The organism is Paenibacillus rhizoplanae, from assembly GCF_042684125.1.
Lineage (GTDB): Bacteria > Bacillota > Bacilli > Paenibacillales > Paenibacillaceae > Paenibacillus_AQ > Paenibacillus_AQ rhizoplanae.
The window spans coordinates 232045-257058 of sequence record NZ_JBHUKY010000019.1 but is presented as its reverse complement, the minus strand read 5'-3'; the positions used below and the strand labels follow the sequence as shown (position 1 = coordinate 257058).

At 54.0% G+C, this 25014-nt stretch carries 23 protein-coding genes and 1 riboswitch; of the genes, 12 read left to right on the top strand and 11 right to left on the bottom strand.

Annotation, left to right across the window (positions count from 1 at the left end):
* Positions 1-79: 79 nt before the first annotated feature.
* Positions 80-1111: an S-layer homology domain-containing protein gene (locus ACFSX3_RS08890; protein WP_209986877.1), complete on the top strand. Its 1032-nt coding sequence runs from the start codon at positions 80-82 to the stop codon at positions 1109-1111.
* Between the two features lie 61 nt (positions 1112-1172).
* Here the strand turns inward: ACFSX3_RS08890 and ACFSX3_RS08885 are convergent, their stop codons facing one another.
* Positions 1173-1679 (bottom strand): GNAT family N-acetyltransferase, encoded by a 507-nt coding sequence (locus tag ACFSX3_RS08885; RefSeq protein ID WP_209986879.1) that lies wholly within the window; start codon positions 1677-1679, stop codon positions 1173-1175.
* 131 nt (positions 1680-1810) lie between these two features.
* On the opposite strand from ACFSX3_RS08885, the gene ACFSX3_RS08880 reads away from it, so the two are divergent.
* Positions 1811-2179: a DUF1304 domain-containing protein gene (locus ACFSX3_RS08880; protein ID WP_173134153.1), complete on the top strand. Its 369-nt coding sequence runs from the start codon at positions 1811-1813 to the stop codon at positions 2177-2179.
* Positions 2180-2216: 37 nt separating this feature from the next.
* On the opposite strand, the gene ACFSX3_RS08875 is transcribed toward ACFSX3_RS08880, so the two are convergent.
* On the bottom strand, positions 2217-3038 hold the full coding sequence (locus ACFSX3_RS08875; RefSeq protein WP_209986882.1) for a methyl-accepting chemotaxis protein: 822 nt from the start codon (positions 3036-3038) through the stop codon (positions 2217-2219).
* A gap of 204 nt (positions 3039-3242) precedes the next feature.
* Here ACFSX3_RS08875 and ACFSX3_RS08870 point away from each other — a divergent pair, with 204 nt between their 5' ends.
* Positions 3243-3950 (top strand): DUF4386 domain-containing protein, encoded by a 708-nt coding sequence (locus ACFSX3_RS08870; protein ID WP_209986885.1) that lies wholly within the window; start codon positions 3243-3245, stop codon positions 3948-3950.
* On the opposite strand, the gene ACFSX3_RS08865 is transcribed toward ACFSX3_RS08870, so the two are convergent.
* The 3 genes from ACFSX3_RS08865 to ACFSX3_RS08855 all read right to left on the bottom strand — a co-directional run bounded on the left by ACFSX3_RS08865 (position 3907) and on the right by ACFSX3_RS08855 (position 6945).
* Positions 3907-4503 carry a Crp/Fnr family transcriptional regulator gene (locus tag ACFSX3_RS08865; RefSeq protein ID WP_209986887.1) on the bottom strand — a complete coding sequence of 199 codons (597 nt, stop codon included), beginning with the start codon at positions 4501-4503 and terminating at the stop codon, positions 3907-3909. The two genes, ACFSX3_RS08870 and ACFSX3_RS08865, sit on opposite strands and share 44 nt — an antisense overlap.
* Before the next feature lie 83 nt (positions 4504-4586).
* Positions 4587-5534 (bottom strand): helix-turn-helix transcriptional regulator, encoded by a 948-nt coding sequence (locus ACFSX3_RS08860; RefSeq protein WP_209986890.1) that lies wholly within the window; start codon positions 5532-5534, stop codon positions 4587-4589.
* 34 nt (positions 5535-5568) lie between these two features.
* Positions 5569-6945 carry an amino acid permease gene (locus ACFSX3_RS08855; RefSeq protein ID WP_209986894.1) on the bottom strand — a complete coding sequence of 459 codons (1377 nt, stop codon included), beginning with the start codon at positions 6943-6945 and terminating at the stop codon, positions 5569-5571.
* A gap of 134 nt (positions 6946-7079) precedes the next feature.
* Positions 7080-7159: riboswitch (glycine riboswitch) on the bottom strand.
* 252 nt (positions 7160-7411) lie between these two features.
* On the opposite strand from ACFSX3_RS08855, the gene ACFSX3_RS08850 reads away from it, so the two are divergent.
* The 5 genes from ACFSX3_RS08850 to ACFSX3_RS08830 all read left to right on the top strand — a co-directional run bounded on the left by ACFSX3_RS08850 (position 7412) and on the right by ACFSX3_RS08830 (position 14540).
* Positions 7412-8389, top strand: a complete 978-nt coding sequence (locus ACFSX3_RS08850) for an ABC transporter permease (RefSeq protein WP_379254415.1) — start codon at positions 7412-7414, stop codon at positions 8387-8389.
* A gap of 15 nt (positions 8390-8404) precedes the next feature.
* A complete protein-coding gene (locus tag ACFSX3_RS08845; protein ID WP_209986896.1) occupies positions 8405-9319 on the top strand; it encodes a carbohydrate ABC transporter permease in 915 nt (304 codons plus the stop codon).
* Between the two features lie 70 nt (positions 9320-9389).
* Positions 9390-10985, top strand: coding sequence for an ABC transporter substrate-binding protein (locus tag ACFSX3_RS08840; protein ID WP_209986899.1), 1596 nt, complete (start codon positions 9390-9392; stop codon positions 10983-10985).
* A 186-nt stretch (positions 10986-11171) separates the two neighbouring features.
* A complete protein-coding gene (locus ACFSX3_RS08835; RefSeq protein WP_209986902.1) occupies positions 11172-12908 on the top strand; it encodes a sensor histidine kinase in 1737 nt (578 codons plus the stop codon).
* A 6-nt stretch (positions 12909-12914) separates the two neighbouring features.
* Positions 12915-14540: a helix-turn-helix domain-containing protein gene (locus ACFSX3_RS08830; protein ID WP_209986905.1), complete on the top strand. Its 1626-nt coding sequence runs from the start codon at positions 12915-12917 to the stop codon at positions 14538-14540.
* Between the two features lie 213 nt (positions 14541-14753).
* Here ACFSX3_RS08830 and araA read toward each other — a convergent pair whose 3' ends face one another.
* From araA to ACFSX3_RS08815, 3 genes are read right to left on the bottom strand one after another with little or no spacing between them, the layout of a single operon-like run.
* A complete protein-coding gene (gene araA / locus ACFSX3_RS08825) occupies positions 14754-16178 on the bottom strand; it encodes an L-arabinose isomerase (RefSeq protein ID WP_209986908.1) in 1425 nt (474 codons plus the stop codon).
* A 39-nt stretch (positions 16179-16217) separates the two neighbouring features.
* Positions 16218-16913, bottom strand: coding sequence for an L-ribulose-5-phosphate 4-epimerase (locus ACFSX3_RS08820; protein WP_036722865.1), 696 nt, complete (start codon positions 16911-16913; stop codon positions 16218-16220).
* A 3-nt stretch (positions 16914-16916) separates the two neighbouring features.
* Positions 16917-18530 (bottom strand): xylulokinase, encoded by a 1614-nt coding sequence (locus tag ACFSX3_RS08815; protein WP_209986911.1) that lies wholly within the window; start codon positions 18528-18530, stop codon positions 16917-16919.
* A gap of 281 nt (positions 18531-18811) precedes the next feature.
* Here ACFSX3_RS08815 and ACFSX3_RS08810 point away from each other — a divergent pair, with 281 nt between their 5' ends.
* On the top strand, positions 18812-19912 hold the full coding sequence (locus ACFSX3_RS08810) for a GntR family transcriptional regulator (RefSeq protein ID WP_209987499.1): 1101 nt from the start codon (positions 18812-18814) through the stop codon (positions 19910-19912).
* Between the two features lie 125 nt (positions 19913-20037).
* On the opposite strand, the gene ACFSX3_RS08805 is transcribed toward ACFSX3_RS08810, so the two are convergent.
* The 3 genes from ACFSX3_RS08805 to ACFSX3_RS08795 all read right to left on the bottom strand — a co-directional run bounded on the left by ACFSX3_RS08805 (position 20038) and on the right by ACFSX3_RS08795 (position 22988).
* Complete coding sequence (locus tag ACFSX3_RS08805) at positions 20038-20781, bottom strand: hypothetical protein (RefSeq protein WP_209986914.1); 744 nt, start codon at positions 20779-20781, stop codon at positions 20038-20040.
* A gap of 111 nt (positions 20782-20892) precedes the next feature.
* Positions 20893-22266, bottom strand: a complete 1374-nt coding sequence (locus tag ACFSX3_RS08800) for a sensor histidine kinase (RefSeq protein WP_379258529.1) — start codon at positions 22264-22266, stop codon at positions 20893-20895.
* 23 nt (positions 22267-22289) lie between these two features.
* Positions 22290-22988: a response regulator transcription factor gene (locus ACFSX3_RS08795; protein WP_209986917.1), complete on the bottom strand. Its 699-nt coding sequence runs from the start codon at positions 22986-22988 to the stop codon at positions 22290-22292.
* A 197-nt stretch (positions 22989-23185) separates the two neighbouring features.
* Here ACFSX3_RS08795 and ACFSX3_RS08790 point away from each other — a divergent pair, with 197 nt between their 5' ends.
* The 3 genes from ACFSX3_RS08790 (at position 23186) to ACFSX3_RS08780 (ending at position 25013) form a co-directional block, all read left to right on the top strand.
* Complete coding sequence (locus ACFSX3_RS08790; protein WP_173134188.1) at positions 23186-23443, top strand: GlsB/YeaQ/YmgE family stress response membrane protein; 258 nt, start codon at positions 23186-23188, stop codon at positions 23441-23443.
* A gap of 132 nt (positions 23444-23575) precedes the next feature.
* Positions 23576-24292 carry a lantibiotic protection ABC transporter ATP-binding protein gene (locus tag ACFSX3_RS08785; protein WP_209986920.1) on the top strand — a complete coding sequence of 239 codons (717 nt, stop codon included), beginning with the start codon at positions 23576-23578 and terminating at the stop codon, positions 24290-24292.
* On the top strand, positions 24285-25013 hold the full coding sequence (locus ACFSX3_RS08780) for a lantibiotic immunity ABC transporter MutE/EpiE family permease subunit (protein ID WP_209986923.1): 729 nt from the start codon (positions 24285-24287) through the stop codon (positions 25011-25013). Before ACFSX3_RS08785 ends, ACFSX3_RS08780 begins: the two co-directional genes overlap by 8 nt.
* Position 25014: the final 1 nt, after the last annotated feature.

The following is a 25014-nucleotide window of genomic DNA, read 5'->3' as shown; positions in this document are numbered from 1 at the left end:
TTTTGCTGGAACCTTTTTGACTAAGCCGCCGTCTATGATCACAATTAAACCACAAACTACTCTTGCGAGGTGACTGGACATGAAGAATGCATTCAAGATGATAACCCTATCCGCAGCCGCCGCTCTGGCGCTCAGCTTCACAGGACAACAATTCGCCTCGGCCGCAGCCTTCAAGGATATCGATAACGTGCAGGATAAAGACAAGATTATCGCGCTTCAGAACAGCGGCCTGATTAAAGGCATCAGCGCAGATCTGTTCGGCCCGAACCTCAGCATCACAGCAGCCCAGGGGGTGCAGATGATCGTGAGTGCGCTTGATCTGAATCTGGATACGATCCGGTTCGTGAAAGAGCCGCATGCCACCGACTATTTCAAGAACGCGAGTGACTCCGCCTGGTACGCACAGGCGCTGATTATTGCCGGTGTGCACGGCTTGGACCTGCCGGCAGATCTGAAGCCTGGTGAGAAGCTGACCCGCGAAGAGTTTACCTACCAGCTCATTGATGCGATGGAGAACACGAACCGTCTGCCGATGATTAAGCCAGTGGTGGTGGAGTATGCCGATCAGGATCAGGTGAAGGCAGACTACTCCGGTGCCCTTCAGCGTGCGCTGAATTACGGTGCCCTGAAGCTGGATGGCAGCGGCAAGCTTAACCCGAAACAGGAGATCACCCGTGCGGAAGCGGCAGTAGCCATCAGCAATGCACTGGCCTATCTGAAGGCACATCCGGCACCCGGTGCGGTGAGCGGGACGATTACCGCAACAGAAGCCGTCCAGTTCATCAAGGACGCTGCCGGACCTGAGGTGAATATTCAGATCAAAATCGATCCGAATATGAGCGTAACCCGCGAATCGTTCACCTATCTGCTGATTAACACGCTCCAGACCAGCGCCCAACTACCGATGATCAAGCTGATCCCGGTAGAGATCAAGGATAATGACAAGATCAATACCCTGAACTCAGGAGCCATTCAAACCGCGCTTGCCCTCAAGATCGTGAAGCTGGATCAAGACGGAAGCTTCCGTCCGCAGGACGGCGTCACCAGCGCTGACGCAGCGGCAATGGTCAGCCAAGTGAAGGCCATCCTGAGCGGAAAGTCTGCGAAGTAAGCTACTAACTCTTCAGCTTTGCCCCTTCTGCCGACAAGGCGGGAGGGGCTTTTGCTGTATTTTACAGCATCAGCACCATCAGATCCTCATCCAGATACTCACTGCCTAGCTTCATCGCCTTCGGCTCTGTGCCGTAGCGGATGAATCCCAGGGATTCGTAGAGTCTTTTGGCCGGAACGTTATTGGAGGTTACGGTCAGCGTCAGCAGCTCCAGCCCCGGTGCGGCCTTCGCCCGGGCAATCAGCTCCAGCATCAGCGCGCGTCCCGTGCCATGTTTACGGGCATCCGGATCTACATATACTGCATAGACATGAGCTTTGTGCTGAATCTTGGGCCTGCTCTCCCGGAACAAGGTAGCCATTCCCGCCAGCCTCTGCTCCCCGTCCAAGAAGGCGCCCAGGGTGAAATGCCCGTCCGAGGGGTCCAGCTTGATCCGGGTCGTCTCGGTGGATAATTTCACTTCCGATTCATAGGAGCTAAGGAACGCTTCAGGGTGCTGCTGCAGCGACTGCAAACGAAGCGCCCGGTAGCTTTCGGCGTCCGAGGGGGCCAGTGTTCTGATGTACATTTCCTTCCTCCCTTACAATATGGATGCAATAAATTGACAAAAGGCAAATATTTGGTTATATTTAGGTTTGTAAAATTATATTTTGCGCAATGTAAATTCCTATTCCTATCACTTGAAAAGAGGGACTCGTTATGATGACTGTAAGTTTAATTCTTGTAGCCTTAGTAGCACTAGAGCATGTGTACATACTTGTACTGGAGATGTTTCTGTGGACCACCCCGAGAGCACAGAAGGCATTCGGAACCTCCCCTGCCTTCTCCCGGGAGACGAAGTCGCTTGCTGCCAACCAGGGCTTGTATAACGGCTTCCTGGCAGCCGGTCTAATCTGGGGCCTGCTGCATCCGAGCGCGGACTTCGGGTACCAGCTGCAATTGTTCTTCCTCATCTGCGTGGCGGTTGCGGCGATCTATGGCGGACTCACCTCCAAGAGATCCATTCTGCTGATGCAAGGACTCCCGGCCTTCCTGGCGCTGGCGGCCACACTGATCGCACATCTGTAAGATTCGCGGGCCTATGCAGGCAGCTTCCACACTTGCCTCACAGCTTCTGCGCGAACTGGTTCAATTGCTCCGACATCGCCCGGATCTCCTGAATGAAGCTGGACATCTCTTCCGTTGAAGCTGCCTGCTCTTGCCCCACCGAAGCAATCTGACCGATGGATTGGCCGATTCCCTTCATCGCTGTCTGGATCTCCCGCAGGGTGTCCCGTATCCGCTGTGCGGATTGCTCGGTCTCCTGTGAGAACTTGCGGATTTCTCTGGCGACAATGTCGAAGCCCCGGCCCTTCTCTCCGGCATGGGCGGCCTCAATGGCCGCATTAATTCCAAGCAGATGCGTCTGGTCGGCAACCTTCCTCAGGACGGCCAGCACATCATCGCTTTTTTGGACACTTGCAGCAGTGGTCTCTGACTGGGCCAGCAGCTTCTGTGAGAAGTCGGCCAACTGGTTAGACCCGTCCGCTACCTGCACGATCCGCGCATTAGCCTGATTCAGGGACAGTGTCATCCGGTCGGCAATTTCCCGCAGCTCGGTCTGTCTGCGCACCTGAATGCAGACCGCCCCGCAGACACGTTCATCCTCTCCATGTACCGGAAGGACCGTACCCACAAATTCGTATCCATAATACTCTTTGGGAACATTGGCCCTTGAGTATTCATCATTTTTCAGTGCATGATACAGAGGTTCGTCTGCGTGAATAATCTGCCCGGCGCTAATCCCCAGATCAATGGAATCCCCAGGGTAATAGACGAGAAACTTCTCAGTGTCACAGACCGCAACCGACAGATCATAAGGAAAAGCAGCTTTCAGGATGGGTGCCAGATTCACTATATCTTCAAGGGAGCGTACGATGTTTTTCATAGGTGCGGGTCTCCTTTTATTCAGTTTGCTTCATTGCTCAGCAATATCCTAAACTAAGGTTCGACATTTTTTGATTGCTATCCTTTATTCAATTCTTAATATTTAAAATTAAACATTCCCCTCTTATCTTAAGTCAATGAACCCCTGCCCGCCGACCCCGTACAATGTAACCACCAATTAATATCTAATCAGGGGGTTATACCAATGTCAGCAACAGTGGCACGTACCGGGGGAATCTCACTCATTGTAATGGCAATTGCCGCCGCATTCTCGTATGGATATATTCATGGAAGTGTTGTGGTGAATGGGGATGCCGCCGCTACCTTCGCCCGTCTTCAGTCCTCTCCTTCGCTGTTCAGGGCCGAAATCCTCGGGTGGATCGTAATCATCGCCTGTGACGTTGTGGCTGCCTGGGCGTTATATCAGGTTCTGAGGCCTGTACATCCGGGTCTATCCCTGCTGGGGGCCTGGCTGCGCCTGGCTTATACGGCGGTATTGGGGGTAGCTGTGTCGAGTCTGATCGTGGTTTCCCTGCTTACAGGAGGAAGTGCACCGGAACTCTCCGGCTTCACCATAGGACAATTACAGGGGGAGGTTATGCTTGCTCTTCAGGGATTCGAGGCGGTATGGTCGGCGGGGCTGATTCTATTCGGCGGGCATCTGCTCGTGGTAGGATTACTTGCGGTTCGGGCGGAGAATATTCCGAAGCCCCTCAGTGTATTGCTGCTGCTGGCAGGCTTCGGTTATATGGCATTGCATCTGTGCAGCTTACTCGTGCCAGAATATACGGGGTTCATCCAGATGGTGAAGTGGATATTTATACTGCCGATGACCGCCGGGGAGCTGGGACTCGGGATATGGCTGCTGTTCAGAATTCCGGCTCCGCGCGTTCACGCTGCAGCCGCTTCTTAATCCGGCTTAGGGACTCCGGGGTCATGCCGAGATAGCTGGCCAGCTGATGCTGGGGGACGCGGCTGATCAATCCGGGTCTTGTCTGCATCAGTGTCTTCAGACGGTCTTCGGGGGAAGCGGCCACAAAAGCAGCGAATGCCTCCTGCATCTGACCGAAGTTCTCCTCGATCATCCGGCGGGTCATCCCCTCCAGCTGCGTATGCTTGGCGTACATGGCCTGCTCCGTATTCAGCGCGCCGACAACCAGTACGCAGTCCTCCAGACAGGTCAGGCTGTATTCCGAAGAGGCATCCTCCTTATGCGCATTGAAGATCGCGATGGCCTGCTCCTCTGTATAGAAGTTAGAGGTGATGTCGCGGCCTGTAATGTCCACGCTATGCTGCCGCACGCAGCCTTGTAACACGAAATAGCACTTCCCGGGAACCTCCCCCTGCCTGAGCAGAATGGTTCCCTTGCTGTATTCCTCCACCAGAATCTCATCCAGTATGGCCTGCTGCTCCGCTTCACTGAGAGTGGTCAGGCGGGTCATATATTGGCGTAACCGGTGCTTCATGTTGGTAACTCCTCACCATGGATTCTTCAAACGGTCCATCTGTAGCAGATGACGGCTGTGTACATCTCGATCACTACGTTATGTCAGTAGCGTTCCATCATTCCCGCCGCTTCCGCCCGCACAAGCTTCCGCAAGGCTTCCGGCTCCAGGACAACCGCCCCTGCTCCCCAGCCAAGCACCCATTGCAGCAGGTCCTCGGGCTGGCGCACGCGAAAGGTCATAAGTCTGCCGTCAGCCTGGTCCTCCACTGCCTCCAGATAAAAGTTACCCGATTCAGCCGCCTTGCCCGCGATCTCCGGCTGAACCAAAATGCGCACGCGTACATGGCGGTCATCCTCCGGCTGGTACTCATGCAGATCGAAATCCGCAGGCGCCTGAAACCTGTCATCCAGAACGGTAAGCCCGCTCATTCTGGATAACCGGAAATGACGGATCTCCTGCCGCAGTCCGCACCAGGCGACCAGGGTCCAGGCGCCTCTGTTCAGGACTAGTCCATACGGCGAGGCCGTTCGGACACTCCGGTGACTTCCGTCAGCTTCCTGTCTGCCCTTCGTATACCCGAAGCTGATCTTCCGCTGCTCCAGAATCGCGCGGCGGATCTGCTCCATGTACTCCTTCTCCTGTCCTTGCAGCTTATCTTTACTGGTACTCAGCAGCAGGATGCTCTGGCGGAGCCGGGCGGCATTCTCCTTGACATCATCCGGCAGAATCGCTTCAATCTTCCTGCCTGCTGCAGAGGCCCGGTTACCATACTCCGTATCGAACCGCTGCTCCACGAAATCCGTTCCGATCAGCAGGGTCACTGCCTCCTCCGCTGTGAAGCTGACCGGGGGCAGGAAATACCCTTTTACCAGCGAATATCCCTGACCTGTAGCTCCTACCACCGGCACTCCAGCTTCACTAAGCGCTTGGATATCGCGGTAGATGGTTCTTACGCTAGTCTCGAAGACGGACGCCAGATCCTCTGCCCGTACGACCCCTTTGCGCTGCAGCTCCAGTACGATGGCTAACATGCGGTCTGTCTTGTTCATGCGGCGGCTGCACCCTCTTCATTCTGAAATCAGTTTATGTATTGATTATACTGATTTCCTGATCACTTTTCTCCTTACGGCTTCTGATGGAGTACAGAACGAACAGCAGAATGAACCAGAGCGGAGTGAACAGCAGCGCCGGACGGGTCTCATCGGCAAAGAGCATGATCACAAGAATGGCAGCAAACAGCGTCAGGACGGCATAGTTCATCACCGGGGTGAATGGCGCTTTGAATTTGGAAGTGGCATGTAAGTCCGGGCGGTTCCTTTTGTACTTGATATGGCAGACCAGCACAACACCCCAGACCCAGATGAAGCAAATGGCGCTGATCGTAGTCACAATGCCGAAGGCCTGACCCGGAATGAGCTTGCTGAGCAGTGCCCCGGCAGAGATCACTATAGTAGAAATGAATAGGGAATTCGCAGGTACATGATTCCGGTTCAGCTTGCCGAGCTGAGGGGAGGCCTGATTCCGTCTGCTCAGATTGTAGAGAATCCGGCTGGTCGAGAACATCCCGCTGTTGCAGGCGGAGGCCGCCGAGGTTAAGACCACGAAATTGATAATCCCCGCAGCAACCGGAATCCCGACCAGACTGAAGGTTCTCACGAACGGACTTTCCGCCGCGCTAAGCTGGGTCCAGGGGTTAATGCACAGCAGCACGAAGAGCGCGCCTACATAGAAGAACAGAATCCGCAGCGGAATTTTGTTGATCGCGGACGGGATGTTTTTCTCCGGATTAGCCGTCTCCGCTGCCGATACCCCCACCAATTCCACGCCGACATAAGCGAACACCACCATCTGGAAGGAAAATAAGAAGCCCTTCACCCCGTTCGGGAACACGCCCCCGTGCTCCCAGAGATTGCGGACCGACACTGAGCCTGCATCCGTCTTGAACTGGGTCACCAGCAGGACAATGCCCAGGCCGATCAGGGCCAAAATCGTAACCACCTTGATCAGAGCAAACCAGAATTCGAGTTCGCCGAAGCTTTTGACCGTGAGCAGATTGAGCCCAAGCAGAATGATCAGGCAGATCACGGCCGGCACCCACTGCGGAATATCGAACCAGTACTGCACATAGACGCCCACTGCAATCACATCGGCCATCGCCGTCATAATCCAGCAGAACCAATAGGTCCAGCCCGTAATGTACGCCGCACGCGGCCCCAAGTAATCCTCAGCAATGTCTGTAAAAGATTGATACCCCGCCTTCGAGAGCAGCAGCTCCCCCAGCGCCCGCATCACAAAAAACACGGCAATCCCCACGATCAGATACGTGAGCATAATGGAAGGCCCGGCCTGCTGAATCGCCTTGCCTGAGCCCAGGAATAATCCTGTGCCGATCGTACCTCCGATGGCGATAAGCTGGACATGCCGGTTCGCCAGCTCTCTCTTTAACTCTGTCTGTGCCATACTGTTTCCCCCTTAATGAATTCAACGCTGAAAATACGCAAAAAGGAGACTGGATATCATCCAATCTCCCGGTTCATAAGAAGTTCCAAATAAGCTTCTGCAGCGGCGGCTAATCCGCACGGCAAAAACAAATCCGGTACTCTTCTGTCCTTCTGCCTGAGATTGTGAACCCTTCGGCGCTGCGGTTCCCCGCAGTCTCTCCAGAAGCTGCTCCTGCTATAGTGTGATCCATAGCAATCATAGCTCTTGTACTGTATTAAATTGGTGATGCGTTAATGCATTCCGATATTCTAACATACTACTTGCAATGTGAGCAATCATCTGTGAAAAAAGTCTCAATGCTTAGCAGGAGTTTTGCCCAATGAAGTCATTTTTGAATAAACAGGGTCATTTGCAAGAGAGAATTCCGTTCCTCCGCTCTACTATAATAAATTCATCCAGAACAAGTAGAGTGAGGTTAGAACTTATGGCAAATCCTGCACCACAAGCTATGAAGACCAAGCTAGCGACACCGCCCCAGAGCCGTTTCGGCCGTCTGCTGCACAATATCGTGCGATACCGGGTGCTGCTGCTGATGCTGCTGCCCACATCGATTATCTTTTTCATCAACTGCTATATTCCGATGTTCGGATTATTCATCGCCTTCAAGAACATTAACTACATTGACGGCATTATGGGCAGTCCTTGGGCCGGGCTGGATAACTTCCGTTTCCTCTTCGCCACCTCCGATGCTCTGCGGGTAACCATTAACACCGTTGGCTATAATGTGGTCTTCATTATCTCAGGCCTCATTCTCTCCGTCTCGCTGGCCATTGCAATCAATGAGGTGCGGGGCAAGCTGGCTTCGAAGTTCTTCCAGACCGTGATGATTATGCCGAACTTCCTGTCCATGGTCGTGGTCAGCTTCATCGTCTATGCCTTCCTGCACCCGGAGTACGGCTTCCTGGTCAAGCATATTCTGCCAATGTTCGGCTACTCCTCGGTGAACGCTTATATGCATCCTAACGCATGGCCTTACATTCTGTGGATCACCAAGATGTGGCATTCTATCGGGATCGGCAGTGTCATCTACCTTGCAGCCATCACCGGCATCAGCGAAGAATTGTATGAGGCTGCGGTGATGGACGGGGCCAGCAAATGGAAGCAGATCACCAAGATTACCCTGCCGCTGCTTACGCCGATCATGGTGATTCTCACGATTCTTAATATGGGCGGCATCTTCCGCTCTGACTTCGGGCTGTTCTACCATGTGACCCTGGACTCCGGTGCGCTGCGCTCGACTACGGACGTCATCGACACCTATGTCTACCGGGGCCTGATCCAGCTCAACGACCTGGGGATGTCCTCAGCGGCGAACTTCTACCAGTCCATCGTCGGCTTCTTCCTGGTCATAGGCGCGAACGCTCTGGCCCGCAAGCTGAACCGCGATACGGCTCTTTTCTAGAAACGGAGGATTCTAATGACTACTGCATCCCGAACCAGCGCTTACGCCAAGGGCTCTACCACCGCCCAGATTATACTTCATGTGTTCTTCATCGCCTTCAGCCTGGCGTGTATCCTGCCGATCCTGCTCATTGTTGCCATCTCCTTAACAAACGAGAAGACATTGACGCTGCAGGGATACAAATTCTGGCCCGATCATATCGACGCATCCGCGTATCAATATCTGTTCAAGCATTCGGAGACACTAGTTAAAGCGTATGGCGTCAGCCTGACCGTTACCCTTATCGGGACTGTTCTGGCCGTGCTGCTGATTGCGCTATATGCGTACCCGCTTTACCGGAAGGATTTTCCTTTTAAAAAGACATTCAATTTCTACCTGCTGATCACCATGCTGTTCTCGGGAGGGCTTGTCCCCTTCTATCTGCTGTACGTGAACTATCTCGATCTGAAGGACTCGCTGGTTGCACTGATTCTGCCCGGCCTGTCCAATGCCTTCTATATCTTCATTACCCGCACCTTCTTCCAGCAGACGATCCCGGAGGAGATGATTGAATCCGGCAAGCTTGACGGGGCCTCGGAATGGCGGATATTCTTCCAGCTTGTGCTTCCGATCTCCCTGCCTGTTCTGGCTACAATCGGTCTGTTCACTACACTGATGTATTGGAATGACTGGTTCAACTCCATGCTATTCATTAATGACACCGACAAATTCTCCTTGCAATACGTCATGATTCAGATGATCCGCCAGGCGGAATTCTTCAAAACCCAGCTTGCAGGCAGCGGTGTCGCCCTGATGGTACAAGAATCCGTTCCGACCGAAAGTCTGCGGATGGCTATGGTCGTGCTGTCGATTGGTCCGATTCTATTCATCTATCCGTTCTTCCAGAAGTACTTCACCAAGGGCCTTACTATAGGGTCAATTAAAGGTTAAGCGGTCTGACTCTGGCGTAAATGCCGGTTAGAATATATGATCTAATTATCATTCGAGGAGGTTCATACAAATGAGAACAACAAGAAGCTCGGGCACGGTGCTTGCCGCTCTGACTGCCGTGATACTGGGCATTACCGGATGCGGCGGGGGCAATTCAGGTGCATCCGCCCCGTCCAAGGCAGAATCGACAGCAGCAGCTACAACAGCAGGCACGGAAGGCAGCACGAATCCTGACACCTCAACGTTCCGGAAGCTGAAAGTTTACACGGTCGGGAATTTCCCGCAGAATGATACCAAGGCAGTTGTAGATGAGATCAATAAGTATCTCAAAGAGAAAATCAACGCCGAGATTGACTTCCAGGGACTCCCTTGGTCCTCATGGGCCGAGAAGATGGCACTGGCCTATCAATCCGGTGAACAGGTCGATCTGACCTTCGCCCCCAACTGGGCCGACTTCGCCAATAACGTAGCCAAGGGCGCGTTCCTTCCGCTGGATGATCTGTTAGCCAAATATGGACAAGGCATCAAGGATACCCTTGACCCCCGCTTCCTTGACGGCGGAACCGTAGACGGCAAAATCTATGCGATTCCTACCAATAAAGAAATCGGCGAGAGCCATACTATTATGTTCCGCAAGGATCTGGTGGATAAATACGGATTCGATGTGAACTCGATTGAGACGCTGGAGGATCTGGAGCCATGGCTGCAGACGATCAAGGAGAAGGAACCGGCCATCGCGCCCATCTGGCTCTCCGGCAGCGGCTCGGATACCCTGGGCTACTTCGACAAGACCAAAGAGAGCATGAAAGAGAACTTCCGTTATGAGCTGGTGGCCGGCGCTCCTGCCGGGATCGTCCTTGATACCAAGACCGATAAGATGGTGATCAGCTCGATGGAGTCCGACACCGCAATCTACCGGATGAAGCTCTACGGCGACTGGTTCAGCAAAGGCTACATCAATAAAGATGCTGCAACGACCAAAACCAGCACTGAAGACGCTTTCAAGGCAGGCAAGACCTGGATGAAATTCGGCTCAGACAAACCGGATTCCGACAAGGAAGATTCCATTGCCACCGGCATTGAGCTGGTGAAGCTGAAGGGGAATGAACCCGAGATCAGTACAGCCAGCGTCAGCAACTCCATGATGGCCATCGGACGCACCTCGATTGATCCCGAGCGGACCATGATGCTGCTGAACCTGCTGCACACCGACCCGGTTCTGGTCAATCTGATTGATTTCGGTGTGGAAGGCAAGCAGTATGTCAAGGTAGAAGGCAAGGACAACTTCATCAAGCTGCCTGACGGCATTGCTACACGCGCCGATACAGGTTGGGCACCTGGAATTGAATGGATGTTCGGTAACCAGAGCCTGACCTATCTGTGGGAAGGCGAAAGTGCCGACAAGTGGGAGAAGTTCAAGGCTTATAACGAGAGCGCCCATAAGGTGAAGTCCTTCGGCTTCAACTTCAATACCGACGCTGTCAAAACACAGGTCTCTGTGGTCAGCAATATTATCAAGGAATTCCGCCCGCTGCTGGAAACGGGCAGCCTGGGAGTAGACAAGGTGCTGACGGAATACAATAATAAGCTGAAGGCTAACGGCATTGAGGATATCCGTGCCGAGGTTCAGAAGCAATATGATGCGTGGAAAGCCAAACAATCCTAAACAAACAAGTGGAAACGACTATGCCGTCCTTTTAAGGACGGCACCCGTTTCAGCGAGAAATATAAGGATAAGTTGTGTTGTGGAACATACAAATTCTTATATTTTAAGCTAAGGGGAAGGACGGATGCCGTCCTTCCCCTTTCCTGCCGCTCAGGCTGAATGTACCTAAGGATAAGGGGGAAGACTGTGAAACTATCATTGCGATTCAAAGTGAGTGCCCTTGTCTTGCTGCTGGTCACGCCGCTGTTCCTCTTTCTCTCCTACACCAATCTCTATTCGACCAACATTGTCCGGGAGAAGGTGGCGAAGTCTGCCTCGGACACGTTGACCCTGCACTTAGGTACACTCGATGAGCTGCTGGAGCAGACCAGCCATTATCTGCTGCGCACCGCCAATGAGAACATGCTGCTGGAGCTCTATTCGGACAGCGGGCCCGACAGCGTCAATTATTATCTGTCCATCCGCAAACTGATGGACCAGTGGTACAGCGATGTCAGCTACTACACCATTATCCGCAGTGTGTTCGTCTACCATCAGGAACGGGATGAGCTCTTCCTAAGCAGCCAGAGAGAGTATTACCAGGAGAAGGAGGTCATTACCTCCGGGCTGTCTTCACACCTCAAGGCCCCTAATCTTCAGGCCTCCCTGAAGTGGGAGACTGTGACCCTCGGCGGAGAGCCGGTGCTATTCAAGGTGCTGCCGGACAAGAGCGGACGGCTTCTCATGGGGGTACTGGTCAGCATTGATTCCCTGGCCCAGCCCCTGACCCAGCTGGAGTCTACCGGAGGAAGCGGACAGGTCGGCGTGATCGATAATGACGGTAAATTACTCTGGGGCCAGTTCGCCAGTGAAGATCTTGCGCTCATCCGCAGCCAGCTTACTCAGCCTAACCCTCGTGCGGATGCCTCGATTCGCCTGAGTAACGGCAATTCGTATCTGCTGATTGACAAGCCTTCGCAGTATTCCAATCTGAATGTCTTTTTCCTGCTGGATGAGAAGTCGATTCTCGACGAGCTACCGATCTTCCAGCGGATCATCAAGGTGATTCCCTTCGCCATTATCCTCGTAATGGTTATCCTGCTGGCTCTGCTCAGCAGACTGGTGTTCAAGCCTATCCAGCAATTGACCAGCGGGATGCGCATCCTGGGGAAGGGACAGCTGGAATACCGGCTGAAGGACGGCAACAGCAGGGAGTTCCAGATCATTACAATGCAATTCAACCAGATGGCCGAGCAGATCGGCAATCTCAAGATTGATGTGTATGAGGAGCAGATGAAGGTGCAGCAGGCCGAGCTGAAGCATCTCCAGGCGCAGATCAATCCCCATTTTTTCATGAATTCCCTGAATATCGTCTTTCATCTGGTAGAGCTGAAGCAGTATGCGCTGATCAAAAAAATGATTGGACATCTGGTCTCCCACTTCCGCTTCATTATGAATACCAATGACGCCTGGATTCCGCTGCGCGGCGAGCTGGGTCATATTCAGAATTATATCGAGATTCAGATGGTCATGTATCCGAACAAGCTGTCTTATGAGGTGCAGCTTCCGCAGGAGCTTGAGTCAACGCTGATACCGCCGCTGCTGATCCAGCCCTTCGTCGAGAATGCCATCAAGCATGGATTCATCAACAATTCGAAGCCCTTCAACGTTGGCATAACAGTCAGTGAAGAAGCCGGGGAGAGCGGCAACTGCTGCATTGCCATTCAGATCCGCGATTCCGGGCCGGGCTTCTCCACGGTTCAGCTCGACATGCTCAATCATGGCGTATATGAGCGCAAGCCGACAGATCGCCATCTGGGAATATGGAACGTATACAGACGCATGCTGATGTTCTATAACAACCGGGCACGGCTTACCTTCCACAACGCTCCAGACGGAGGCGCGGTTGTGGAAATCAGACTACCCGTTCAAAAGGAGCTGTGACGTTCAATGTACAGAGTTCTAATCGTTGACGACCAATACTTCGCCTTGCTCGGCCTCCAGCAGGGGGTGGATTGGAGCGCGCTTAGCGTGTCGGATGTCTGTCTGGCGGAGAACGTGGATCAGGCGATTGCTGTTCTTGAACAGCAGCCCGTAGACCTGCTCATCTGCGATATCGAAATGCCGGGCAGAAGCGGCCTGGAGCTGCTGGCCTGGGTGAAGCAATCCGCTCCCGGCACGCTGACGATTATGCTGACCTGCCATGCCGATTTCGAGTATGCCCAGCGCGCGATTTACCACGGAGCCTTCCATTACCTGCTCAAGCCTGTAGACTATGAGGAATTGATGAAAATCTCCCGCGAGGCGCTCGCCGAGATCAGCAAGCAAAGAGAGCAGCAACAGTTCGAGGCCCTAATTCAGAAGTACCGGAGACAGTGGGAGCATCAGCTCCCCCTGCTGGTGGAACGGTTCTGGCAGGATATTCTCAGCCAGCGGGCGGCGCCCGTGCTGGAATCGCTCACCCTTCCGGCGAACACCTACAATCTGGACCTGCAGCCCGGGGACCGCTACTTCCTTGCCCTGCTGGGGCTGGAGCAGTGGAAGGAGAACCTTAGCGCACGGGATGAGACGATTATGGAATATGCGCTGCGCAACATGGCCGATGAGCTGCTGCTAAGCGGGCTGGAAGGCACTGTGCTGCAGGATCAGGTAGGGCATAATCTGGCGGTCATCTACGTCCGGGGCGATATAAACGCCGTCCGGCATACGCTGGAGCAGAATGGCCGCACCTTCCTGGACACCTGCGAGCGGCTGCTGCATTGCTCCCTGTCCATCTACATCAGCGCGGGCGTCCCCCTGTCCGGAATCATGAGCGCTTACACGGAGGTCACGGAGCGGGAACAACGCAACCTGAACCGTTCGCGTCAGGTGTTCGGACCGGAGGATCAGGCGTATGGCCGAGATCAGCCGCTTGCGCCCCTGCCTCAGGCAGCGCCTATGCATATCTTCGGAGAATGGGCGACCCTGCTGGAGCTTGGCGAGCTGGAGGAGCTGGAGCGCCGCGTGACGCTATGGTTCTCGGGCATTGAGCCTGGCCGCTGGACAAGTGAGCTGCACCGTCAGCTTATCCACGGCATCCTGTTCATTGTACACACCGTTCTCGCCAAAAAAGGCTTATCCGCACACGCCTCAGCCGAGCTGAAATCGCTGATGGATAAGGAGAATTATCCGAAGCAGTCCGCTTCGCTCCAGCATTGGGCGCTGGAATGCCTGCGATCCGTAATGCGCTTATTGCAGACAAGCAATAACGTATCCTCGGCCACAGTCGCCAAGATCCGGCAGTATATCCGCTCCCGCCTGAGCGAAGAGATCACCCGCGACGAACTCGCAGCCTATGTCTACCTGAACCCGGCCTACTTGTCCCGGCTGTTCAAGAAGGAGACCGGGCTATCGATCTCCGATGTGATTATTCAGGAACGGCTGCAGAAGGCCAAGCAGCTGCTGGAGGAGACCGAGCTGAAGATCACCGATATCGCCGAACAGGTCGGCTACACCAGCCTCGGCAGCTTCTCCAACCTGTTCAAGCGGATCGTCGGCGCAACGCCGCAGCAGTACCGTGCGCGGAATAAGAAGTGAGGGCGAGGGCGGGGCTATTGGGCACATGAACCGCTACGTTGGCATATTCAGCAGACAAACCGCTGCGTCTGCCCATTGTGATCGGTTTTTCGATTACATTAGCTCACAAACCGCCGCTTTGGCGTATATTCAGAATCAAAAAGAGCGAAGAGACCTAAGGCCTCCTCGCTCTTTTTAACATCAACTCGCTATTTACTTTGACAAGTGACTCAATTACTTAATAATCACGTATTCCAGACCCACAAGCTTGGCGTAGGTAACGATCTGATCGGTCGTCAGGTTCAGCGATACCACGGTATGATGTCCGCCGCCGTTCTCGATCCAGGCTCTGACTCCGTCCTGGAAGTTAGGCTTCACCTGCCACAGTACACGGGCTACCGGAAGATTCGGAGCCGGAACGGTTGGCTCGAACGCAGTAACTTCATTAATCAGCAGCTTGTAGTGGGTGCCGAAGTCGGCCATGGATACCACGACACCTTCGCCTGCCTTGCCGTCGAAGACGAGACGGGCAGGGTCTTCCCGGTCGCCGATTCCCAGCGGGGACACAATGATCTTCGGCTGGTTGCTGGCCAGGCTCGGATCAACCTCCAGCATGTGGGACTGGAGAATCGCTTCCTGTCCGGCAGCCATTTCGTAAGTATAATCCTCCATGAATCCAGTGTTCAGGTTGTGGCTCATCACCTTCATCAGGCGGTCCAGGGCCGCAGTCTTCCAGTCCCCTTCACCGGCGAAGCCGTAGCCTTGGGCCATCAGGCGCTGAACAGCCAGACCCGGAAGCTGCTTCATGCCGTGCAGGTCCTCGAAGTTAGAGGTGAAGGCATTGTAGCCGCCTGCATCCAAGAAGCGCTTAAGGGCAATCTCGTAGCTTGCCTGCACCTTCACACTGGCTTCCCAATCTTCCTTGCTGTACGTGCCATAATCAACGGCATACAGCTTGGTATATTCTGCGAACAGGGCATCGATCTCTTCCTGCTTCACTTCATTCACATAGGCTACCAGATCGCCGATGCCGAAGTAGTCCACGGTCCAGCCGAACTGGATCTGGGCTTCTACCTTATCGCCTTCGGTAACGCCCACGTTACGCATGTTGTCGCCGAAGCGGGCTACCTTGATATTGAAGCCTTCGTTATACGCTACGGCAACGTCCATCCACTCGGCAATTTGCTTCTGGACTTCAGCACGTTCCCAGTATCCTACAACGACCTTATTCTGCTTCTTCAGGCGGGCATTGATGAAGCCATACTCACGGTCACCATGGGCAGCCTGGTTCAGGTTCATGAAGTCCATGTCAATGGTTGCCCAAGGGATGCTCTCATTGTACTGGGTAGCCAGGTGCAGCAGCGGCTTCTGCAGCAGCTTCGTGCCGCGAATCCACATTTTGGCCGGGGAGAAGGTATGCATCCAGGTGATTACACCGGCAACCTCATCACGATAGTTCACTTCTTTCATGATGGAGGTGATTTTGTCTGCGCTAACGGCCAGATCCTGCAATACCAGCGGATAAGGAAGTACCCCGCTGTTGTTGAGCGCATCGGTCATTTCCTGGGCGTGAGCCTTCACTTCACCGAGTGCTTCTTCACCGTACAGGTGCTGTGATCCTACTACAAACCAGAATTGCTTGTCGCTTACTGTTGACATATCATTCATCCTCTTCTCTATGAGTTTGGTAAAAGTCAGTTACTTCTGTCCGTAATACGCGTCCTTGCCGTGCTTGCGCAGATAATGCTTGTCCAGAATCCGCTGCGGCAGCTCCTCGGCGAACGTATTCAGCTGGCGGGCGAAGTGGTTCATCTTGGACACTTCCTCCAGCACGACACTATTCATCACAGCGGCGTGGGCATCCTTGCCCCACGTGAACGGCGCGTGGCCCTTCAGCAGAACGCCGGGAATCGCCATCACATCCAGCCCCCGCTGTTCAAAAGTCTCAATGATCACATGCCCGGTCTCTGCTTCATAACCGCGGTCAATCTCTTCCTGTGTCAGGAACCGGGTGCACGGTACAGAACCATAGAAGGTGTCTGCATGTGTCGTCCCCATAACCGGAACATCCAGTCCGGCCTGCGCCCAGATGGTTGCCCACGTGGAATGCGTATGCACGATGCCGCCGATCTCGGCGTAATGCTTATAGAGTACAGCATGGGTCGCTGTATCCGAGGAAGGCCGCATCTCTCCCTCCACCACATTGCCATCGAAGTCCACAACGACCATATCGCTCGGCTTCATCTTGTCATAGCTGACTCCGCTAGGCTTGATAACGAACAGACTGCTCGCCCGGTCCACCGCGCTCACATTGCCCCAGGTGTATTTGACCAGCCCGTGCTTAGGCAGCTCCAGATTGGCCTCGTACACCTCTTCCTTCAGTTGCTCCAGCATGTTTTAATTCCCTCCGTTCTCTACGAGATGATCTACAGCGGCCTGCTCAATCGCCAGACCCGCCGTGTAGCGTTCCATGAACAATCCAAAGCCCTTCACATCTGCCGCAACCGGATGAATGGTCTCGCCTTCGATATCCTTGAAGACCTTCTGGTCGAGGAAATCATCCAGACGCTCCTGCTGCGCTCTGTTCTTCATATAAGAAGCCAGAATCGCCATGCCCCACGCGCCGCCTTCTCCGGCTGTTGCCATCACAGAGACCGGAACATTCATCGCAGCAGCCACGATTCTCTGTCCGACAACAGGCGTCTTGAACAAGCCGCCGTGCGCCAGAATGCTGTCGATGGACACCTGTTCCTTCAAGGTCAGAATATCCATGCCAATCTTCAGGGCGCCAAAAGCGGAGAACAGATGCGTCCGCATAAAGTTGCCCAGCGTGAATCGGCTCTCCGGCGAGCGGACAAACAGCGGCCGTCCCTTCTCCATCCCGGTGATGTTCTCACCCGAGAAATAGCCGTAGCTAAGCAGCCCGCCGCCATCGGCGTCTGCCTCCAGCGCTTTGTTGAACAGAACACTGAATAACTGCGCCGGATCAGCCTTGAAGCCCATCGCCTCCGAGAATTCCCGGAACAAGCTGACCCAGGCATTGATATCGCTGGAGCAGTTGTTGGCATGCACCATCCCCACCGGACTGCCATCCGGGGTAGTCACCATGTCAATCTCAGGGTATACCGCTGTAAGGTCCTTCTCCAGCACAATCATGGCGAATACAGAGGTGCCTACAGAGATATTGCCGGTCCGTTTGCGCACACTGTTCGTAGCGACCATTCCTGTTCCGGCATCGCCTTCCGGAGGACAGAGCGGAATGCCTGCCAGCAGGTCCCCGGACTCATCCAGCAGTCTCGCTCCGGCTTCCGTTAATACACCAGCCTGCTCGCCTGCAGCGTAGACCTTGGGCAGAAGATCACTCAGCTTCCAAGGGTAATTCTTAGCGGCAATCAGCTCATCGAACTGGCTGACCATAGCCGGGTGGTAATCCTGTGAAGCTTCATCTATAGGGAAGACCCCGGAGGCATCGCCAATCCCGATCGCCTTGCTGCCGGTCAGCAGCCAATGGATGTATCCGCCCAGCGTCGTTACGAACGTTGCCTGCGGAACATGCTCTTCCCCGTTCAGAATTGCCTGATACAGGTGGGCAATGGTCCAGCGCTCCGGAATATTGAACTGGAACAGCTCTGTTAATTCCTTGGCCGCCGCACCGGTTGTAGCATTACGCCAGGTCCGGAACGGAACCAGCAGCTCGCCCGCGCTGTCAAAGGCCATATATCCATGCATCATTGCTGAGAATCCTATCGAACCGACAGTAGTAAGCGTAACCCCGTATTTCTGTGCAACCTCCTGCTTCATCTCGCGGTAAGCCGCTTGCAGCCCCTTGATGATATCGGTGAGGGGATACGTCCAGTACCCGCCTTCCAGCAGGTTCTCCCACTCGTAGCTTCCGGATGCAACCGCCCTGAATCCCTGATCAATCAGGATGGCCTTGATACGTGTGGACCCAAATTCGATACCCAGTGATGTCTCTCCCTTAAGTATCGCTTGCTTGATGTTCTGATCCATGCCCACGTTACTCCTCTCTGAACCAAACTGTGTTACTTACGAATCTAAAGAATGCGCTTCCTTTATGAACAGGTTTAGTATATTTTTTGTTCGTACATTTGTCAACAATAGATATAAGATATACCTACAAATTTACCGGAAAATCACCTGTATTTTACGTGAATCATGATATATGGTAGACACCGGAGGATATTAAGCTTATATTCAAGCTATAATATGTACGTACAACTACAGAATATTTCTCATTTTATATAAGAACAACTATGAAAGAAGTGACCCGTGTGAGAACCAAGTACCAGATCATATTCGATGAACTCAAAAGCAATATCCTGTCCGGCACCTACAGTGTGGGCGAACAAATCCCTACGGAATCTGCGCTGCAGGAGATGTACGGCGTCAGCCGCCAGACCGTGCGGAAGGCCATTCTGGAGCTGTCCAACGAAGGGTTCCTGCGGAGCGAGAAAGGCTCTGGCACCTATGTCAGCCACCAGTTCCGGTCCAAATCCGGGAATGGCGCGGGCAAACGGACCATCGGCGTAATAACCACTTACCTCTCCGATTATATTTTCCCCTCCATTATCCGGGGGATTGAAGGCAGGCTCAACGAGGACAACTATTCCCTGCTGCTCGCCAGCACCAATAATGATGTGGCCCAGGAGAAGAAGGCGCTGGAGATGATGCTGTCCTTCGGGGTAGACGGGCTGATTATTGAGCCTACGAAAAGCAATCTGTATAACCCGAATATCGCCTACTACCTGTCGTTCAAGGAACAGGATGTCCCGTTCATCATGATTAACGCTTATTATGAGGAGCTGGAGGTGCCGTTCTTCTGTCTGGATGATGTACAGTCCAGCTATCTGGCGACCCGGGAACTGATCTCGAAGGGGCACACCCAGATCGGGATTATTGCCAAAATGGATGATCTCCAGGGCAAATACCGTATGAAGGGCTATATCAAGGCGCTCGGCGAAGCCAAGCTGCGCTTCCACCCGGAGCAGGTGCTCTCCTTCGATACGGAATCGAAGCAAGCGCTGTCGGCCAATCTGGAGCAATTCCTTACAGATAACAGAGAGGTGCTGACCGCTATCGTCTGCTATAACGATGAAGTGGGGCTGGAAGTCGTCAAGGTGTGCCGCGAGCTTGGGATCTCAATTCCGGGAGAGCTGTCGATTATCGGGCAGGACAATTCCTATATTGCCAAGAACGCGGGGATCAAGCTGACGACGCTGACCCACCCCCAGGAGAGAATGGGCCGCGACGCCGCCGAATGGGTCATTAAGAAGCTCCAGGGTAAAAAAGACCTGAAGAACAGCACCTACTATCTGCCCGAGCTGGTAGAGGGGGAGACGGTGCGGGTGCTGGAGCCAGCTCCTGCGGAATAGGATAGTCCGCCCAAAAATAAGCTTAAGCTACACAGACAAACAGCCCTGACCGCTTCATGACCATTAGAGGCCATGAAGCGGTCGGGGCTGTTCTTTTTTCAATCCGGCTGAACCGGGGGACCTGCTTAGTCCATCAGCGTAGAGATGCTTATACTTTCAATCTTAGCGCCCTTGACATGAAACAGCATGTAATCCACATAGTTGCTTGGGGCGAACCGGTAGTCATCCTCTTCCTCAGGTGCCCCGTCTCCGGTCAGCTTGCCTTCGGGATAGGCTTTTTTGAGTGTGTCCAGGCTGTCTCCGACCTTGATATTACGGACCGTAGTGTACTTTGGATCGGTAATCTTAATGCTGAAGATGTAGAACTGCTTGCCATCACCCGAATCAATCGTCTTAATCTCAAGGCCCGGGAAGGTATACGTGTTCTCTGTTCTGCCGATCAGGGTATCCATATTCTTACCGTCATCCAAGGAATACGTGTGCGATTTCTTCGCCGTTGCCTTGCCCAGCATACTCTCCAGCTTAGCATCATCCACAATGTCGGAGAGGGCGATGGTGTGATCCTTATGGACAAAAGCCAGCTCCTTCAGAATCACATTCCCTTCCTTCTCAATGGTTCCCTCCTTGATCGCCTCGGAGCTGCCCGCTGAAGCCGCTGGGGTTGGCTCGGCCGTAGCAGCTTCAGTCGCCGCAGGCTCAGCAGCAGGGGTAGCCGAAGCTTCCGGTGCCGCTGTGGACACCGCTTCAGCTGTAGGTTCTGCCGAAGGGGTGGCCGCCGGAGCGGCCGAATCGGACTGGCATCCGGCCAGAAGTGTCATTAACAATACTGCGGGCAGCAGCAGCGCTGCCGGTTTTTTAAATGTTCCCATAAGTAATCCCTCCATGAATGTACGCGTTTGGCGCGTTGTTTGTTTGGTATGAGGTTAGTATACGAAAACCATTTATTAGTGTAATAACAGAGTTGTATCAGTCTTGTAACGTCAACTAAGCGGCAGATGGATAGAGACGGTGGTTCCGGTTCCGAGCTGGCTCTCTATGCTGAGGTACCCGCCGAACTTCTCGGCGATCTCCTTACAGATGGACAGCCCCAGCCCCGTTCCGCCTGCCGTGCTGGTATTCCGTGCCCGGTAGAAACGTTCCTGGACGCGGGCAATTTCATCTGGGCTAATGCCAATCCCCTGATCGCTGATCTGCACAATGGCTTCCTGCTCTCTGATCATCACTTCAATGGTTATCCGGGTGCGCGAATTGGAATACTTCACGGCGTTGTCCAGCACATTGGCTATGGCATGGGACATCAGTACCTGATTCACATAGACGAAGGCCGGCGGCCCCTGCCGGATCATAAGCTCTATCCCCTTACTATCCGCCTTAGCCTGCATTCCGGTGGCTACCTGCTCAGTCAGCCCTGCCAGATTGATCTTCTCGGTATCGATGCCGTCCGGGCCGGCCTTGTCGAAGCGCGATAGCATGAGCAGCTCATTGACCAGCCGGGTCAGGCGGTCCGATTCATTCACCAGATGGAAGTAAATCCGCTGCAGCTCCTCATCCTCGTCCTCCCCTTCGTACAAATATTGAGAGAATCCCTTAATCGCAGCAAGCGGTGTCTTCAGCTCATGGGATACGTTCGAGACAAACTGCTTCTGATACTGGATATAGTCACTGAGCTGAATGCCCATCCGGTTCAGGCCCGCCGCCAGCATGCCCAGCTCATCCTTCCTGTTCAGGTGCACCTCCCGGAATTGCTGGTTGGAGAAGCTCTCTGTGGCGCCAAGCAGGTATTTGATCGGCTTCGTCATATTGCGGGCAATGAACAGGCTGGAGAGCGTAATCAGAATAATGAACCCTCCCGCACCGGCGAACAGGATATAGCGGATCTGGTCCATCATCGTATAGAAATAAGAGACATCCTCCACGAACTCGTACACATAGCTGTTCTGATAATATTTGTCTTGGATCGGAACCGCGAAGTACAGCAGGTGATCCTCGGAGACCGTGTAAGCATAATTACCCTTGAGAGCTTTCTCGATATTCCCGGGAAAAATGACGGGGGTCTTGTTATTGATCACAATTCCGTCAACGGCAAGCCCCAGCAGCTTCTGGCTGCTGTCGTAGATGCGCACCTCCTTGACGGAGGCTTTTAACGTCTCCAGCGCGCTTCTCGCCACCGCCTCCATCTGCCCGGCATCCACCTCTTGTTCGTGCCTGGAGAGCACCTCCCTGAAGGACATCTCGCCCAGATCTGCCTTCTCCATCATTTGCTTCTCTATCGTTACGAAGCTGAAATAGTCAATCGCCTTATTAACCGAAATTATGATAACGGCAAAGGACAGCACCGAGAACAGCAAATACATTAGCACCAGCCGGGTCGCATATTTCAGGCAGAGCCACCTCCCAGCTGATAACCGAAGCCGTAGACGGTCCTGATATATTTCGGATTCTCGGCATCATCCTCCAGCTTCTTTCTTAAGCGCATAATCGTCATATCCACGCTGCGGCTGTCGCCCATGAAGTCATAGCCCCAGACGATCTCCAGCAGCTCATCCCGGGTATAGATTTTGTCCGGACGCTTCAGCAGCGTCTCCAGAATCCGGAATTCCTTGGCTGTCAGAGCCACCGGAACGCCGCCTTTCTGCACCACCCGGGTCTCCAGATCGAAGGTCAGCTCCTCATGAGTGATCCGGGTATCTTCAGCCTCTGCAGGCAGGCCGCTGTTCTGGGCTCTTCGGAGCACCACCTTGATCCTCGCCAGCAGCTCCCGGTTATCGAACGGCTTGGTCATGTAATCCTCGGCCCCCAGCTCAAGCCCCAGTACCTTATCTATAATCTCATTCTTGGCCGACAGCATAATGACGGGAACCGCCTGCCGCTTAGTAATCTCCTTACACAGGTCATAGCCGGAGCAATCGGGCAGCATCAGATCCAGTACCACCAGATCCGGCTGAAAAGCATCCAGCGCAAGCAGTCCAGCGCTCCCGTTCTCCGCTGTCCGCACCTCATAATTCTCTCTGCGGAGCACAAGCTCAATCAGATCTCTAAGGGCCGCTTCATCATCGATTACGAGAATTTTGTTCATCCGATCCCTCCTCCTTCTAATATTAACAGCGCGAGAGAACATTAATCTCTCTGTCACCGTTCGAACCCCCGCGCCAGCCGATTGTGTTCGGTTTTCAGCCCTGTTAGAGCTTGGAAAAAATTAACCTTCGGCAGATGGTTCACCTATTGCATTTTCCAACATACCTTGAATAAACCAACTAGAAAGGGGACAAATCAATGTATCTGCTCTGGGTAATCATCATAGGGGGACTCATCGGCTGGCTAAGCGGCAATCTAATCGGGCGTGATGTTCCGGGAGGCGTGCTGGGCAATGTAATCGCCGGGTTCATCGGTTCCTGGCTGGGCACCGAGCTGCTTGGTCCTAGGGGCCCTGTAGTAGGTGGCTTCCACATTGTTCCGGCCATTATTGGCTCCATCGTTGCATTACTGATCTTCTTTGCCCTGGCCCGCGGCGGCGCCTTCCGGCGTCGTTAATCCTTCCCGCCAGCTGCTGCAAAGTCAACACAGAGCCCCTCCTGTTCACCCAGGCAGGGGCTCTGCCATGTCATCCTTACAGAATCCTTAGAATCTGCCCTTAGAGTATAGGGAGAGAAAGGATGATATACTATGCAGGAACATATTCTGGAAATACAGAATCTATGTAAAAGCTTCAAGCGCCAGACAGCCGTCAACAACGTATCATTAACAGTCGCACGCAATTCAGTCTACGGGCTGCTCGGTCCAAATGGTGCAGGCAAATCGACCCTGCTCAAAATGGTTACCGGGATGCTGCGTCCTGATTCCGGGAAGATCTGCTTCCAGGGGCAGGAATGGACCCGGAAGGACTTAAGCCGGATCGGCGTATTGATTGAAGCACCGCCGCTGTACGATAATCTGACCGCCCGGGAGAATCTCAAGGTACGCACGCTGGCCCTCGGACTGCCGCAGTCGCGTATTGAAGAGGTCCTTGCTGTTGTCGACCTGACCGCTACCGGAAAAAAACGCGCCGGACAATTCTCCATGGGGATGAAGCAGCGGCTCGGCATCGCCATTGCGCTCCTCAACCAGCCGGAGCTGCTGATTCTGGACGAGCCGACGAACGGGCTGGACCCGATCGGGATTCAGGAGCTGCGGGAGCTGATTCGCTCCTTCCCGGAGCAGGGAATCACCGTCATTCTGTCGAGCCACATGCTCTCCGAGGTGGAGCAGACAGCCGACCATATCGGCATCATCGCAGGCGGCGTGCTGGGCTATCAGGGGGCGATCTCCCCGGATCAGGATCTGGAGGCGCTGTTCATGCAGGTCGCAGCCGCCCACCGGAGGGAGGGTGCCGCCCATGCTTAATATCGTTAGCGCTGAACGCCTGAAATGGCGGCGGACCTTCATCCCCAAGCTGGCCTGCCTCGCCCCTGTATTCACATTGCTCTTATGCGCTGTTCTGATGGGCGGCAGCTTTTTTCAGAGCGGGTCTTATAACTGGTGGTACACGATGCTGTTGCCCGGTGCGCTGAGCCTAACTTGTTCGCTGGCACTACAGAAGGATGCGAAGCTGAAGTACCGCGGATTGCTGGCCCTGCCGGTTGCACCGGGAACGCTCTGGGCCGGGAAAATTATCGCCTGCGCGTATTGGCTAATGGCTGCGCTCCTCCTGTTCTTGATTGGCGTTACGGCAGGAGGCCTGCTGTTCGGTCAGACCATTCCGCTGTCCAGCAGCCTCGCGGGCACAGCGCTGATCTTCCTCACCTTCCTGTGGCAGATCCCGCTGTGCCTGTTCCTGGCTGTACGCCTCGGATTATTCGCCGCAGTGCTGCTGAATCTGTTCGGCAATGTGATGGGCATTCTTGTCTTCAATAGCGGGGGCTTATGGGATTACATGCCCTATACGATTACCTTCAGACTCATGTGTCCGGTGCTCTCCATCCTGCCGAACGGCCTCCCTGTCCCGGCGGATAGTCCGTTAAGGAACACAGACATGATTCTTCCGGGTACGCTGGTCTCCCTCGGATGGTTCGCCGTCCTGTGGCTGCTTAGCACCCTATGGTTCCGCAGACAGGAGGCGAAGTAGC